8 protein-coding genes are annotated in these 16,212 nt (G+C 72.5%); 3 read left to right on the forward strand and 5 right to left on the reverse strand.

Going from position 1 to position 16,212, the window contains the following annotated elements:
* Positions 1–46 precede the first annotated feature (46 nt).
* The 5 genes from C8E84_RS04855 to nrdR all read right to left on the reverse strand — a co-directional run bounded on the left by C8E84_RS04855 (position 47) and on the right by nrdR (position 5,469).
* A complete protein-coding gene (locus tag C8E84_RS04855) occupies positions 47–346 on the reverse strand; it encodes a hypothetical protein (RefSeq protein ID WP_048698326.1) in 300 nt (99 codons plus the stop codon).
* Positions 346–1,326, reverse strand: a complete 981-nt coding sequence (locus C8E84_RS04860; RefSeq protein ID WP_048698327.1) for a caspase family protein — start codon at positions 1,324–1,326, stop codon at positions 346–348. The genes C8E84_RS04855 and C8E84_RS04860 overlap by 1 nt, the downstream gene beginning before the upstream one ends.
* A gap of 3 nt (positions 1,327–1,329) precedes the next feature.
* Positions 1,330–1,701, reverse strand: coding sequence for a TIR domain-containing protein (locus C8E84_RS04865; RefSeq protein WP_048698329.1), 372 nt, complete (start codon positions 1,699–1,701; stop codon positions 1,330–1,332).
* A 151-nt stretch (positions 1,702–1,852) separates the two neighbouring features.
* Positions 1,853–4,846 (reverse strand): vitamin B12-dependent ribonucleotide reductase, encoded by a 2,994-nt coding sequence (locus tag C8E84_RS04870; protein ID WP_159899964.1) that lies wholly within the window; start codon positions 4,844–4,846, stop codon positions 1,853–1,855.
* Positions 4,847–4,968: 122 nt separating this feature from the next.
* On the reverse strand, positions 4,969–5,469 hold the full coding sequence (gene nrdR, locus C8E84_RS04875) for a transcriptional regulator NrdR (protein ID WP_159899966.1): 501 nt from the start codon (positions 5,467–5,469) through the stop codon (positions 4,969–4,971).
* 324 nt (positions 5,470–5,793) lie between these two features.
* Between nrdR and C8E84_RS04880 the strand changes: the two genes are divergently transcribed.
* Genes C8E84_RS04880 through C8E84_RS04890 form a run of 3 tightly spaced genes read left to right on the forward strand, consistent with a single transcriptional unit; the run spans position 5,794 to position 16,205 of the window.
* Positions 5,794–8,640, forward strand: coding sequence for a DUF6603 domain-containing protein (locus C8E84_RS04880; protein WP_159899968.1), 2,847 nt, complete (start codon positions 5,794–5,796; stop codon positions 8,638–8,640).
* Between the two features lie 3 nt (positions 8,641–8,643).
* Positions 8,644–11,937, forward strand: a complete 3,294-nt coding sequence (locus C8E84_RS04885) for a hypothetical protein (protein WP_159899970.1) — start codon at positions 8,644–8,646, stop codon at positions 11,935–11,937.
* A complete protein-coding gene (locus C8E84_RS04890; protein ID WP_159899972.1) occupies positions 11,934–16,205 on the forward strand; it encodes a hypothetical protein in 4,272 nt (1,423 codons plus the stop codon). The genes C8E84_RS04885 and C8E84_RS04890 overlap by 4 nt, the downstream gene beginning before the upstream one ends.
* The last annotated feature ends 7 nt before the right edge of the window (positions 16,206–16,212 follow it).

The following is a 16,212-nucleotide window of genomic DNA, read 5'->3' on the forward strand; positions in this document are numbered from 1 at the left end:
TGGATCACCCAAGGCCTGCGGGCCAAGCGTCGCGCCCCTGCTCTCGCTAGCTGTCCAGGGCCTGCCAGTCCTCCAGTGCTCTGATGACGACTGGCAGGTATCGCTGGACCTGTTCGCGATCGCTCTCCTGTTCTCCCTCCGGGAGGTTGACAAACGGCGTCTCGATCTGCCGCTCCCACCTTGCGACAAGATCTGGTGGGATGACGAGGGACCCATCGTCACGTCGTTGGCAGTGGGCATGGACGTAGCGTTGCCAGTGGGCCCATCGCTCGTGCTCGATCGAGGCGAGCCGATCGAGGATCCTCTTGCTCTCGAGGACCTGTCGGATCCTGTCGCTCTCGGACATTAGATGAGCTCTTGGTTGACTAGTCCCCAGTAATGCTGACCAAGGACGGTCAGTTCGCAAGCCTTTGAGTTCATCGCTGCGTGCCACATGTGCTTCTCCCCAACGGGCCGTACGAGGTTGACCTTTGCGAGTTCCTGCAAGATCGCGAAATCTGCGTTCTTCAGGGGATCCGGCAGCGGAGTGCCCGGGGGCTCGCTCCCATTACGCTCGGGCTCGTAGGACGGATCCAACGGGAGTTCCAACGCCGGGTCCTGAAACAGCTCGGTCAGCCTCTGCAAAGCTGTCAATGCGATCGGAGCTTCTGCCTTTCGCAGTGAAACGAAGCGCTCAACGTTGGTCTTGAAGACCGGCCGCTGGGCCCAAGGCCCTAGCGATTGATCGACATGTGCGTACACACTGCCCGGCGTAACCTCACCAACCAGGTTAGCCGCGGCACCGCTGAGAGCATCCACGAGGAGGTTGGTGAACACCCCAGAACCATTCGATTCCAGTGAATACTGTTTCGCCGTTGACGCGGTGAGAATCGTCACGCCGTCCTTGATCTCGGCAAACGCGGGAGAAATCGGATTGTTCCCCGCTCCTCCGCTGTGGCAGCAGTCGAGGATGATGACCTTGTTCTCCGCCGGGGACTGACTGGCCAACGTCATCACATCGCTGAGGGCGAGTCCGTCATGGCCGTCAGCACAGTCGCTAGGGCACAGGAATCCGCCCGTGCTGTCGATATAGCCGTGGCCCGAGAAGTAGAACAGCGCGATGTCGGCCTTGTCCCGAAACAGTTCCTGGACGGATTCGCGCAACTCGGTTCGCGACACGGCACTATCCTCGCTCGTCGCCACAAGCAACTTGGGCTGAGTGAAGTTCGTGGTCCCGTCGGCGTGCCGGTCCAGGACCCCCTTGACATTGTGCGCGTCATTGGCTGCTCCGTGCAGCGATACTATCGACTCGTAGTAGTCGATCCCCACGATGAGTGCCTTACGCATAGCTCAGAGCGAGTCGATGAAATTCGCCACGTTAGCGTCGGTCCATTCGACGGTTTGGACGCCCGCCAGCGCAGTCCGGTCATTGGAGTAGATCCAGATGCCTCGGATCTTCTTCCCCTCCTCCTTGGCGCACTGGATCTCCCACTTCTGACCAGATGACGTGAGCGAGTTCTTACTGACCAAAGCCACAATTCCGTCGGAGCGGCGAATCCGGGTGCGGACCTTTTCTTTCCACTCAGTGTCGTACGGCTTCTTGACCGACATGTCGATGAACTCGTAGGGGTGGCGCGGGTGCAGGGATTGTCCCTTGAAGAGGTCCCGCATCCTCTCGTCTTCGATCGCGAACGCGACGAATACAACCTTCTTGTCGGTCATGATTACTCTCCCATCGCGGCTAGGGCGTGAATGGCCCCGCAAGTTACTTCGGTTGAACAGGGCTCGATCGACTGTAACCTCGTCACGAGATGTTGGGGCCGCCCGCTGGACGAGCGGCCCCAACGTTGCATCCGTTGAATATGGCTCGCTTTCAGCTGCAGCCGGAGGTGCTTCCGCAGCCTTCGCAGACGTAGCAGGAACCGGCCGGGCGCATCTTCGTCCCGCAGGTCATGCACATCGGCGCATCCGCAGCCTTGGCGTCACCGAACATCGCAAGCAGGTCCGCCGAGGAGTGGATCTCCGAGGAGACCTCACGGGCCGAGGCAGCACCCGCACCCGACGACACCGCCGAGGCGTCGAGCGCGTGGCCCGACTCCCCCGCCGCCGCCGCAGCCCCAGCCGACGGCGCTGCCGCAGCGGACGACGCGACCGGTGCCACGGCATCCGACTTCTTCGACGAGGCACCGATGCCCTGGCTGAACGACTCGAGCTCTTCCTCGAGGTCCTCACCCGTCTCCTCGTCGACCGGCGCGTACGACCCGGTCTCGAGCTGGCGCGCCCGCTCCTCCGCGGAGTGGATGCCCATGTACGAGCGAGTGTCGAAGTCGAGGTAGTCCAGCGCCAGCCGGCGGAACACGTAGTCCATCAGCGACTGCGCCATCCGCACGTCCGGGTCGTCGGTCATCCCTGCCGGCTCGAAGCGCATGTTCGTGAACTTCTCCACGAACGTCTCCAGCGGCACCCCGTACTGCAACGCGACCGAGGTGACGATCGAGAACGCGTCCATGACCCCGGCCAGGGTCGAGCCCTGCTTGCCGAACTTCAGGAACAGCTCACCGAGCCGCCCGTCGTCGTAGGTGCCGGCCGTGAGGTAACCCTCGGCCCCACCGACGGCGAACGAGATGGTCTGCGAGGAGCGACGCTTGGGCAGGCGCTCACGCGTCGGCCGGTAGACGACCTTCTCCACGATCTCGGCCTGCGCCGCCGCGACGGCAGCCCCGGCCTTGTCGGCCGCGGCGTCCTTGGCGGTCGAACCACCATCGGACAGCGGCTGGCCCACCTTGCAGTTGTCGCGGTAGACCGCCAGCGCCTTCAGGCCCATCTTCCAGCCCTGGACGTAGACCTCCTCGATCTCCTCGACGGTCGCCGTCTCCGGCAAGTTGACCGTCTTGGAGATGGCACCGGACAGGAACGGCTGCACCGCAGCCATCATCCGCACGTGGCCCATCGGGGAGATGGCGCGCGCACCCATCGCGGTGTCGAACACCTCGTAGTGCTCCGTCTTCAGGCCCGGCGCGTCGATGACGTGGCCCTTGTCGGCGATGTACTCCACGATCGCCTCGACGGTCTCCTCGGTGTAGCCGAGCTTGCGCAGCGCCCGCGGGATCGTCAGGTTGACGATCTGCATCGAGCCGCCACCGACGAGCTTCTTGAACTTCACGAGCGAGAAGTCGGGCTCGATGCCGGTGGTGTCGCAGTCCATCATGAAGCCGATGGTGCCGGTGGGGGCGAGCACCGACGCCTGGGCGTTGCGGTAGCCGTTCTTCTCACCGAGCTTGACGACGTCGTCCCACGCCTTCGTGGCGACGCGGTGGATGTCCTTGTCCATCGTGGTGACGGTGCGCACGGCGTCGTTGGCGGCGGCGTGCTTGCGCATGACCCGCTTGTGGGCGTCGGCGTTGCGGGCGTACCCGGCGTACGGGCCGACGATCGCGGCCAGCTCGGCGGAGCGCTTGTAGGCAGCACCGGTGAGCAGCGAGGTGATCGACGCCGCGATGGCGCGCCCACCCTCGGAGTCGTACCCGTGGCCGGTGGCCATGAGCAGCGCGCCGAGGTTGGCGTAGCCGATGCCGAGCTGGCGGTAGTCACGCGTGGTGTCACCGATCGGCTCGGTCGGGAAGTCGGCGAAGCAGATGGAGATGTCCATCGCCGTGATGACGAGCTCGACGACCTTCTGGAACTGCACGGCGTCGAAGCTGTCGTCGTCGCGCAGGAACTTCAGCAGGTTCAGGCTCGCCAGGTTGCACGAGGAGTTGTCCAGGCTCATGTACTCCGAGCACGGGTTGGATGCCGTGATGCGGCCCGTCTCGGGGTTGGTGTGCCAGTCGTTGATCGTGTCGTCGTACTGGATGCCCGGGTCGGCGCACTCCCACGCGGCCTTGGCGATCTTGCCCATGAGCTCGCGCGCGTCTACGGTCTCGATGACCGAGCCGTCCTTGCGCGAGGTCAGGCCGAACTCCTTGCCCTCCTCGACCGCGCGCATGAACTCGTCGGTGACGCGCACCGAGTTGTTCGCGTTCTGGTACTGCACGGACACGATGTCCTTGCCGCCGAGGTCCATGTCGAAGCCGGCGTCACGCAGCGCGCGGATCTTGTCCTCCTCGCGCGCCTTGGTCTCGACGAACTCCACGATGTCCGGGTGGTCGACGTCGAGGACGACCATCTTGGCCGCACGGCGCGTCGCGCCACCGGACTTGATGGTGCCCGCGGACGCGTCGGCCCCACGCATGAAGGACACCGGTCCCGAGGCCGTGCCACCGGAGGACAGCAGCTCCTTGGAGGAGCGGATGCGCGAGAGGTTCAGGCCGGCACCGGAGCCGCCCTTGAAGATGAAGCCCTCCTCCTTGTACCAGTTGAGGATGGAGTCCATCGAGTCGTCGACGCTGAGGATGAAGCAGGCGCTGACCTGCTGCGGGCTCGCGGTGCCGACGTTGAACCACACGGGCGAGTTGAAGCTGAACACCTGGTGCAGCAGGGCGTACGTCAGCTCGTGCTCAAAGATCTCGGCGTCCTCGGCGGTGCCGAAGTAGCCGTGGTCCTTACCGGCCTTGACGTAGGTCAGCACGACGCGGTCGATGAGCTGCTTGAGCCCGGTCTCGCGCTCCGGGGTGCCGACGGCGCCGCGGAAGTACTTGGTCGTGACGATGGTGCTGGCGTTGACGCTCCAGAAGTCGGGGTACTCCACCCCGCGCTGGTCGAAGATCGTCTCCCCGGTCTTCCAGTTCTGCTGGACGACGTCGCGCTTCTCCCAGGTCACCTGGTCGTAGGGGTGGACCCCGGGCGTGGTGAAGATGCGCTCGACGGTCACCCCCTTGCCGCGGGCGGACTTGCGGGCACCTGCACGTGCTCCGGCGGTCTCGGTCATGCGTTTCCCTACCTTCTGCCCCGTTCGGGGGCCGTGGTGACCTGACATGTGTCTGTTGTACTGCGAGGCGCTGACATCGCTGCCGCAGCCGGGGTGGGCCGGCGACGACGGACGACGGCGAGCTACCCCGTGGGGTGGGCGGACGGCATCCGACCCGGTGGTTCGATGCCTGCGGCGTCGCGCTCGGCGCGCAGCAGGGTGATCGCGGACTCGAAGTCCTCGAGGTTGTCGAACGCCTGGTAGACGCTCGCGAAGCGCAGGTAGGCGACCTCGTCGAGCTCGCGCAGCGGCTCGAGGACGGCCAGGCCGACCTCGTGCGCGTCGATCTCGGCGCTGCCCTGGCTGCGGATGGTCTCCTCGACGCGCTGGGCGAGCCGGGCGAGGTCGTCCTCGCTGACCGGGCGGCCCTGGCACGCCTTGCGGACGCCGACGAGCACCTTGGCGCGGCTGAACGGCTCGGTGGCGCCGGAACGCTTGACCACGCTCAGGCTGGCCGTCTCCACGGTGGTGAAGCGGCGCCCACACTGCGGGCACTGACGGCGGCGGCGGATGCTCGCGCCGTCGTCGGTGGCCCGCGAGTCCATGACGCGGGAGTCGGTGTGGCGGCAGAACGGGCAGTGCATGTGACCCCCCTCGTGTGGGCTGCGGCGCGGCGCCCTGTGGACGATGCGGTGGATACAGGTGTGAACAACCTGTGGATGACCAGCATTTCGTGTGCACAACATGTGGACGAACTACATGGGTGTAACCACTAGATGTGGTGGCTATCTTGACTCACTGTGACGGGGGCCGCAAGACATTCCGGGTGTTTCGGCGTGGCGAGTTCCGTTTGTGCAGGTCAGGGCGTTCGGATGCCGTCCGCCCACCGGCCGCTCGGGCGTGTCGCCGTGGGTGCGTGGTCGACACGCTCTGGACGCTGGACCCCCGGCGGCGGATAATCGCTGCGCATGGGAGCGGACCCCGCCGGCGAGCTGCTGCGAGCTGCCACCGGGTACGCCGTGGCTCGGCTGCGCGACGTGGCCACGCCCTCGTCCCTCGCCGCAGCCCTCGGCCAGCCCCTGCCCGCCGACGGCGCCGACCTCGCCGCCGTCGCGGCCCACCTGACCAGCGCCGCCTCCGAGGCGGACACCGCGCTGGCCGCCGCCACCGCAGACCCCCCGGACATCGCGAGTGCCGGCACCAGCCTCTGGGCCGCCCTCGCGCAGGTGCGCGCGGCCGCCGCCCTGCTCGCCACCCCCGACCCGGCCCCGCACCTGCGCACCCTCATCGCCCAGCACCTCCCGGCCGGTGCGGTGTCGACCCTCGGCCTCGCCGACCCCACCGTCGCGTGGACCGACCGCGCCCTGACCCTCACGTGGCGCACGAGCGCCCCGCCCGCCCTCGTGCCGGGCACCCGGCTGCGCCGCGTGGCGTTGACCGTGGCGGTCGGCGGCGACGGCGACGGCGGCGGCGGCGCTCTCACCGCCACGCTCTCCCTGGCCGGCCTGGGCCTCGACCTCGTCGGCGCCGCGGACGGGGCACCCAACGTCGTGCTGTCGACCATCGTCGGCGAGGCGGCGCGCATCACCGCGGACGTCGACCTCACGGCATCCCGCCACGGCCTGCGCACCCACGGGAGCTCCGGGCCGGTCAGCATCCCCGCCACGGCCGACGTCGGCATCGCCGCGCTCGACGACCTGCGCCTCAGCGTCCGCCCCGAGGGCGGCGCCGTCGCCATCGCGCTGACCGGCCGCCTCACGGGGTCCCTCGGCCCACTCGCCGCGGTCGTCGACGGGGTCGAGACCGTCATCGTCGTCGACCCCGTGGCCCTGCTCGACGGGACACCGCTGCCCCCGCCGCGCGTCGGCGCGCCGGTGAGGGGCATCGGCCTGTCCCTGGACACGGGGCTGGTCACGGGCGGGGGCTACCTCGCCCCGAGCCCGCCCACCGGCGCCGGCGGCGCCGGCTACGGCGGGGCCCTTCAGCTTCGGCTCGGCCCGGTCGACGTCAAGGCGTTCGGCCTGCTGCGCGAACGCGGCGGTGAGACCTCGTTCGTCGCGGTCATGTCGGTCGAGCTCAACCCCGCCGTCGAGCTCGGGCTTGGCTTCACCCTCAACGGCGTCGGCGGCATCCTCGGGCACGGCGTCACCATCAACACCACACCCCTGGCCAAGGGCCTGAAGGACGGCATCATCGGGCGGCTGCTCTTCCCGCCCGACCCGGTCGCCGCCGCACCCCAGATCCTCGGCACGCTCGGCGAGGTGTTCCCGGCCCGCGACGACGGCTTCGTCATCGGGCCGATGCTCGCGCTCGGCTGGGGCCGCCCCACGCTCGTGCGCCTCGACGTCGCCGTCGCCCTCGCCCTGCCCGACCCGGTGGTCGTCGTCCTGGGCCGGGCACGGGCCGCCTTCCCCACCGCGGACGCCGCCGTCATCGACCTGCGGGCCAGCCTGCTCGCCCAGTTCGGCGGCGGGATGGTCCTCGTGCGGGCCGAGCTCGAGACCTCCCGCGTCGGCTTCGCGAGCGTCCAGGGCGGGTTCGGCATCCTCGCCCGCTTCGGGGGCGACCCCACGTTCGTCGTCTCCGCCGGCGGCTTCCACCCTCGCTACACCAAGGTCCCGGGCGAGCTGGCCGGGCTCTCGCGGATCTCCTCCGAGCTCGCCCCACCCATCGGCTTCCAGATGCGGATCAGCGGCTACGTCGCCCTGACCCCCAACACCCTCCAGCTCGGCGGCCGCATCGAGGTCGCGTACACGGTGCTCGTCGCGGCGGTGCGCGGCAGCCTCGAGATCAACGCCATCGTCCAGTTCAACCCCTTCGGGTTCGAGCTCGACCTGCTCGTCAAGGTCGGCGTCGAGGCCCTAGGCCACAGCGTCGCCGGCGTCGACCTCGCCCTGAACCTGCGCGGCCCCTCACCGTGGTGCGTCAAGGGCACCGGCCGGCTGCGCCTGCCATGGCCGCTTCCCGACCCGAGCATCTCGGTCGGGCCGATCATCTTCGGCGACCCGGCACCGCCCACCCCACGATCCACCGTCCGGCCGCTGCCCCGAATCGCGCGGGCGTTCGACGACGCCACGGCGTGGATGCCGCGTGCTCGCCCCGGGTTCACTCCTCCCGTCACGCTCGCCCCACTCCCCCGGCTCGACGGCGCCGACGCCGGCCGCACCCCGATCGAACCGTGGGCGCTGCTCCAGGCCACCCAGCGGGTCGCGCCTCTCGGCATGCGCCTGGACCGGGTCGGCCCGGACACCGTGGACCCGCCCCGGTGCACGGTGCGCATCGCCGGTGACCCCCTCGTCGGCGGCGAGCAGGGTGCCACGTGGTCGCAGGTGCGCGAGGCGTTCGCGACCGCGGCCTTCCTCGACCTCACCGACGACCAGGCCCTCGACGCCCCCGACTTCGAGGACCGCACCGCCGGCCTGGTCATCGACCCCAGCGGCTCCCGCCCCGACAGCCCCGCCGGGGTCGAGGCCACGATGACCTACGAGGACGTCCACCCGTTCGAGACCTTCCGCCGCCCCCGGCGAACCGCGTGGTGGGCCCAGGGCCTGTCGGTCCAGGTCGCCCTGGACGCCACGGCATCCGGCGCCAGCGCCCTGCGCGCCGCCAACCGCTACGCCGAGGTGGCGCGCCCGCTCACCGTGCGACCGGCATCCGCCGTGCGCGTCGCCGACCTCGCCACCAACGCCACCGTGACCACCCCCGACCCCGCCGACACCGGGCTCGACGACGGCTTCGCGCCGTGGTCGGATGCCGCGGCCACCGCGAGCGACGTCGCCCTGAGCACGCTGCACCTGACGAAGACGGGGGTGTGAGCGGTGGCCGGCTGGCAGACCCACCTGCGTGACGTGCTCGCCGGCGCCCATCCGATCGCCCTGACGGAGGTGGGGCTCGGCTCCTACACCCTCCTGCCCCACCACCGCACCGGCACCGCCGCGGCCTACCGCACACCGTTCACGACCAGTGCCCGGGCCCGGGGGCGCATCGACGTCACCGTGCCCCTCACCGACGGATCGAACCTCGACGGAGGCACCGGGCGGCTGCTGCTGCGTGGGCCCGGCGACGTGCTCGGCATCGACCCCCGCCAGGTCGTGCGACGGTACCCGTCCCCCGGCACCCGCGACGCCGAACCCAGCGACCTCGCCCACTGCGAGCTCGACCAACCCGACCTGCCGTGGCTGTTCACCCCCACCGGCCCGGATGCCGGGGGGCACCTTCCGCCGTGGCTGCGCCTGGTCGTCGTCCCCGACGAACCCGGGCTCGTGAGACCACCGGACAAGCCCGGCCTGCCCGCCTGGGCGGACGTCGCCCTGGCCGACCTGCCGCCCGAGGCCGACGCGTGGGCGTGGGCGCACGTGCAGGTGCTCGGCAGCCCGCGGGAGCCGGGAGCGACCGGGCAGGACCCGCGCCTGTCGCCGGAGAACCCCGCCCTCAACGTCGCCCGGCTGCTCTGCCCGCGCGAGCTGGAGCCGAACCGGTCGTGGACGGCCCTGCTCGTGCCGACCTTCGAGGTCGGGCGCCGGGCCGGGCTGGGCATCACGGACCCCCTCGACGACCTGAGGTGGGCGTGGACGCTCGGCGGGCCCGAGCCGACCGTGCGCCTGCCCGTGTACGACCACTGGTCGTTCAGCACTGGCCTCGACGGCGACTTCGAGTCACTGGCGCGCCGCATCCAGCCGGTCCACGCTCCCATGGGCACGGGGCGCCGCCTCGTCGACACCTCCGACCCGGGCCTGGGCCTCGACGTGACCACCAGTGGCGGCCCGCGCGCGGTGCACGGCGCCCTCACCCACCCGGTGCCGGACGCTGCCGGTGACACCGCGGCCGCGGTGCCAGCACCGGGTGCCGCGGGCGTCTGGGACGACGAGGCGGTCGAGGCGCTGCGCGCGCGGGTGGAACAGCCCGACCACGTGCAGTTCGACGCCGTCGCGTTCGACCCCGCTGAGCGCGACCCCGAGCTCGCTCCCCCGCTGTACGGCGGCACCCACCTCGCCACCGGGACCCTGCCGGCCGCCGGCGCCGAACCGGCGTGGCTGCGCCAGCTCAACCTCGACCCGGCCCACCGCATCGCCGCCGGGCTCGGGGCCGCGGTGGCGCGCATGGACCAGGAAGACCTGATGACCTCGGCGTGGGCCCAGCTGCCCTCGGTGCTCGACGCCAACACGGCGCTGCGGGCAGCCCAGTTCGCCCGCTTCGTCGGCGACCGGCTGCACAGCCGCCACTTGGCACGGCTCGACCCCGGCGCCCTGCTCGCGGTCACCTCGCGAGCTCACTCGCGCCTGCTCGCCGAGCCCGGGTCGACGACCAGGGCCGTCGTGGGCCGCAGCGCCACACCCACCGCCGCCACCGCCAGCACGCTGCGCGCGCTCGCCCGCCCCGGTGGCCCCCTGCGCCGGTTCGCCGCCGAGGGGTCGGGCCCGCTGCTCGCCGACGGCGACGTCGCCCACGACTGGGTCTGGCGCTACTCCCCGCCCGACGGCGCCCGCGGCATCGGCGACGTGGGCCGGGCACTGCTGGCCGAGCTCGGCGTGGTCGACCCGGATGCCCTGGCGGCCGGGGTGGCCGAGCCCGGCCTGATCGACGCCATCACCGACGGTGGGGCGGGCGCCGCACCGGGGGTCGACCCGGCCACGGTGACCCGGCTGGCTCTCAGCGGCCTGCTCGAGGTGCTGCTCACCGCCCTGCCGACCGTGCGTGAGGTCGAGTCGCCCGAACCCGGCCGCGAGCTCGACCAGTCGGCCCTGGACCGGGCCGCCTCGTTGGTGTCGCAGGCCGGGGGGCTGATCCAGGCGCAGGACGAGTGGTGGCTCCCCCGCCCACTCACGACCCGCCACGAGCTGCCAGGCACCGACGTCCCCGAGGCCCCCGGACGGCTGGCCGTCGGCACCCCTGACCTCCAGGACCTCGTGACCTTCCTGTGGGAGCGGCTCGTGCACCAGGGCGCCGGCCAGGGCGAGCCGGCGGGCGAGGCGTTCGACGAGCCCACCGCCGGTGCTGCCCGCCGCCTCGTCGAGGTGTTCCAGGGTGAGACGGAGCGCCTCGTCGAGGCCCTCGCCCAGGCCTACGACGACGCGTTCATCGGCACCGACAGCCTCAGCGAGTCGGTGCGCGAGGTGCTCGTCGTCCCCTCCCTGCACCTGCTCCCGCTGCTCGAGCCCGCGGTGACGATCGGGCGCCGGGTGCGCCAACGGATCCCCGGCCTGGACGCCCACTTCCCCGGGTGGCTCGACAACACCCGCTACGACCCCGTCATGGCGGCCCCCCGGTTCACCCACCCGATGTACGAGGCACTGCACCGCCACGACCCCGAGTGGCTGCTGCCCGGCGTCGCGAGCATCGATCCCCACGAGATGATGACGACCCTGGCGACGAACCCCGTGTTCGTCGAGGCCTTCCTCGTCGGCCTCAACCACGAGTTCATGCGCGAGCTCGTCTGGCGGGGCTACCCCACCGACGGGCGCGGCACGAGCTTCCGGTCGTTCTGGTCACCCACCGACGAGCTCGACGACGAGATCCACCGCCTGCGCGGGGGTGACCTCGGCACCCACCTCGGCGACGCGGCATCCGGCCGGTTGGTCGTGCTCGTGCGCGGCGAGCTGGTGCGCCGCCACCCCCACCTGCTCGGCGTGGCGGTGCAGCAGGACGGCGGCGACGAGCCCATCGAGTACCGCCGACGGCCGGCCCGGACGCTGTTCCAGCTGAGGATCGGGCCCGACCTGCTGCTCACCGGGGTCGACCTCACCGCACAGGACGCCCTGACCGCCGACCCGCTCGGACCCGATGGGACGTTGGAGCCCGTGCCGCGTGACGGTGCCTGGTGGTTCACGCTCTCCGAGCACGTCGGCGAACCACGGTTCGGACTCGACGTGACCCCGGGGCCGGGCGACCCCCCGCTGCCGCCTCCACCCCGGGCCCGCGACGACCTCGCCTGGGCGGACTGGCCCCTCGTCGGTGCCCACCTCAGCCCGGCCACGGCACCGCGCCCCGCGGGGGCCGCGGCGAACCCCACCTCGGCCGACCTCGCCTGGCTGCTCTTCCAGCTTCCGGCGCGGGCCGGCTACCGGCTCGGCCGGATGCTGCGGCCCCGGCCGTGGTGGGAGGTCGGGCCATGACCGCCTGGGAGGGGCTGGACCACGAGGTGCCGCTGCTGCTCGTCCCCGTGCGCCTGGAGACCCAGACCGAGGCGATGCCCGCGGACGCCCCGCCGGACGCCCCCGTGCGGCTGCGCGTGCGCATCTACCCCGACGACGTCGGGCTCGACCACGACACCGGCACCGCCCTGCTGCTGCCTGACGCCTTCGTCGTCGTTGCCCGGGTCGGCGGCGACGTGGTGGCGGTCGAGCAGGGTGAACCCGTCTCGCTCGACCACCTCGGGCTCGGACGCTCCGAGGGCACCGCACCGGAACACCTCGACGACCTCGCCGCGTCACTGCGGGCGCTGGCCCGGCACGACACCGCCGAGGGTGCGGCGGCGGCCGGCGCCGAGGGGGCTGCGGTGTCCGGCGCCGAGTGGCTGTGGTCATACGAGGCGGCCCTCGAGGTGGGGATGGCGGTGACGCTCACCCTGCCGCCCGGCACCGAGCGCCTCGACAGCCTCGTCGTCATGGGGGCGCGCACCGGGCGCGACCCCGACGAGGAGTCGGCAGCGGTCACGGCGGCCCTGCTCGCCCACGGCGACGACTGCGGGTTCCTGCGCGCGGGTGACCCGACGAACAACACCGAGCAGGGGCGCTCCGCGTGGGCACGGCCGGATGCCGGTGCAGGCGAGAGCGTCGAGCCCGACCCCGCCGCCCTGACCGCCACGTCGGCGGCCACCCTCCTTGCCGAGGCCTTCGGCGCCCCCGACGCGCCACTGGCGCACTGGGTCGGCGCCGGTGACGACGGGCAGGCGTGGGCCCACGCCATGGCCACGGTGCTGTGGCCGGTGACCGGCGGCACCTTCCTCACCCGCTCGGTGCGCCCGGGAGCGCTCGACCCCGGCCGGATCGACGCGCTGCGTGGCCACCACCGCGCCGCGGTTCGGGGCCGCGGACCGCTGCCGCTGCTGCGCATCGGGCGCCAGCCCTACGGCGTGCTGCCCGTGACCGTGCTCGCGCAGGCCACCGGGGTGTCGCCCGCCGTGGACGCCCTGGCCCGCGTGCTCGAGCGCACCGCCGTGCTCTGGCGCCTCGGCGCCCGGTCGGTGCCCGCGGTGCCGCGCGACGGCATCCGCGCGCTCCCCGGCATCCTCGGCCAGACGCCCGTGTCGTGGGGCCTGCGGGTGCGGCGCCTCCTGGGCACGGGTGGGCCCCTCGCCGCGGCCGTCGCCGCCACGTCGCTCGAGCAGGCGCAGGCCCGAGGCGACCTCACGGCCGTGTTCGAGTCGCTCATGGGCGTGCGTCAGGGCACCCTCGCCGACCCCGACGTGCTCGGCGTCGACCGCACCCTGGGCCTGCCCCTCGTCGCGGACGACGACCCCGAGGTGCTCGCCGCACTGGCCGAGGGCGGCGACCCCGGGGAGTCCAGCGTGCTCCAGGTGCTCCTCGGGCTCGCCCACGAGCGAGTGCGCACCGACCTCGACCGTCGCCTCGCCGGGCCTCGCGTCGACGGCGAGGTCGACCGGTACCGTCGGGCTCGCGAGCTGCGCGACGCCCTCGACGGGCGGCTGCTCGAGGCCATCGGCGCTGACGCGGCGAACGCCGCGCGCGAGGTGCTCGAGGCGGTGCTCGGCGACGACGACCGTGACGACCTCGCAGACCTGGCCGAGCACACCCTGCACCTCATCGACCGCGGGGTCGAGGAGCAGGGCGTCGTGACCCGGTGGGCCCGCCCGTTGGGCACCCTCGATGCCAGCTTCGCGCCACCGACGACCGAGGGTCTCGTCACCGACCTGGACGCCCTGCTGCGCGCCCTCGTGCTCTGGCGGCACGTTCGCGACGCCCTGCGCACCCTGGCCCGGGTGTCCGACCCCGCGGACCGGCGCGGTCTGCTCGCCGAGTCCCTCGACTGCACCTCGCACCGCCACGACGCCTGGGTGACCTCGATCGCGACGGCCCGCCTCGCGCAGCTGCGGGCGCAGCGTCGCACGGGGATCACGGTGGGCGCGTTCGGCCTCGTCGAGGACCTCGTGCTCGTGCGTCGTCACCGGCCGGCCGACCCCGAGACGCCGGACACCCAGCCCGCCGAGCGCGGAGGCGTCGTGCACGCGCCGAGCCTGCGCCACGCCTCGACCGCGGCCGTGCTGCGCAGCGCACGGCTGGCGCACGCCCCGGACGACGAGGCCGACCGGGCCCTGGAGATGGACCTGTCGAGCACCCGGGCCCGCGAGGCCCGCGAGGTGCTGGCAGGCATGCGGTCCGGGCAGGAACTCGGTGCCCTCCTCGGCTACCGCTTCGAGCGTTGGCTGACCGACACCGACGCCTCGTTGGGGCGGTTCGTCGCGCCGCTGCGCGCCCTGGCGCCGTCGATCGCCGCCAAGGAGGTCGACCGGGTCGCCGAGGGCATCGTCGACGTCGGCGTCGAGGTGCTGGCGACCTCGCAGGTCGTCGACGGCGTGCGCCTGCTCGACCTCGACCGCGCGTCGGTCCGCGAGCGGCTTCGCCAGCGCCCACCGGCCCTCGCGCGCTACGACGCGCCGTGGCCGCCCATCGACGAGGAGTGGGGTCGGGTCTCGGCAACCCTGGACCGACTCGGCGGCCTGCTCGACGCGGTCGGCGACCTGCTGCTCGCCGAGGGTGTGCACCAGGTGGTCGCCGGCAACCCCGCGGGGGCCGCCGCCGCGATGGACGCCCTGTCGGGCGACGGCCTGCCTGCGGACCCTGACGTCATCGCCAACCCCCACGACCGCTCCGGCCTGTCGCACCGCCTCGTCGTGCTGCTCCCCCACTCACCCGGGGCCGGCGCGACGGACGGGTGGTCGGCGACGCCGCGGGCTCGGGCCAACCCGCGGCTGGAGTCGTGGTGCCGCCTCGTGCTCGGCCCGGCCCACCGCATCGTCGTCACGGCCGACGGGTCGACCCTGCGCGCCCTCGACGTGGGCGCCCTCGACGTCGTCGAGGCGGCCGGTGCGGGCAGCCTGGGCCTCACGACGTTCTGGGCTCGCGCCCGGCTGACCCGACCCCGGCTGCCGGCCGAGCCCCTGACGCAGCGGCCGCCCACCCTCGCGGCCGGCAAGGTCACCCTCGGCGGGGCGTGGCAGCTCGCCGGGGCCCTTCGTCGGGTGCTCGTCTCGGCCCGCGCGCTCGAGGCCGCCGATGTCGTGCACGACCCCCGCGACGAGAGGGTGGTGCGCGCGGCACCGGCCGTCCCGGGCCCCGGCGACCCGTGGCGTGACGACCTGCACGCGCTGCTCGCCACGCTGGCCGCCATCGTCGCCGAGGCACCCCCTGCCGTGGCGTCCCCCGGTGCGTCCCCGGGGACGATCCGGCGCCTGGCCGCCCGGCTGGCCGAGTTCGGCCTGGTCGACGGCGTCGTGCCCGAGGGCGTGGCTGACCCCGATGACGGCGGCAGTCCTGGCGCACCGGCTGACGACCTGCTCCTGCGCGCGCAGGTGGCCGCCGCCCTCACTCAGGCCGAGGCCCGCGTCGATGAGGTCACCGACCTGCTCGGTGCCGCCGCCACCGTCGCCGACGTCGTCACCGCGGCTGGGCTGCTCACCGGCTCCGAGCTCCCCGTGCCGCTCCCCCTCGATCCGGCCCCGACCCCAGAGCCCCTCACCACCGCGTGGGAGGCCGACGACGCGAGCCAGCAGCACGGCATCCGGGCGTGGTTGGCCCGGCACGCCAGGGTGCGTTCGGGGGTTCAGGGGTACACGGAGGTCGCGATGCTGCGGGCCGCGGCGCGGCGCCGGGCGCCGCTGCGTGCGGTGACGCTCGACCGGCCGGCCTGGCTCGGGGAACACCTCCCGGATGCCGTGGCACCGGCCAGTGCCCACACCTCCCTCGTCGTCGAGTCCGCACCCGGGGTGCATCCGGTCGGTGGCTACAGCGGGCTCGTCGTCGACGCGTGGCACGAGACGCTGCCGAGGCGGCGCGAGGTTCCCGACGACACGACGTCGGCGACCGGCGCCGAGGATGCCCCGCCCGAGGAGGTCGCGACCACCGGGTTGGCGGTGCACGCCAACGGCCCCGACGCGCGCGCCCCCCAGGTGCTGCTGCTCGCCGTCACCCCCGACCGGATGCCGTGGAGCCAGGAGCGCGTGCTCGCGATCGTCGACGAGACCCGGGCGCTGGCGCGCCAACGCCTGGTCACCCTCGAGCGGTTGCCACTGGCCGGCTCGCTCCTGCCCGCGGCGACGGTGTCGCACTGGTCGCTGCACGGGGAGCGAGTGCTCGACCCCCGGCTGTTGTCCGAGCTCGCCGACCTCTCGACGACGCCGCGTTTCGTCAGGTTCGACGGGTAGAGGAGGA

Source organism: Ornithinibacter aureus, assembly GCF_009858245.1.
Taxonomy (GTDB): domain Bacteria; phylum Actinomycetota; class Actinomycetes; order Actinomycetales; family Dermatophilaceae; genus Fodinibacter; species Fodinibacter aureus.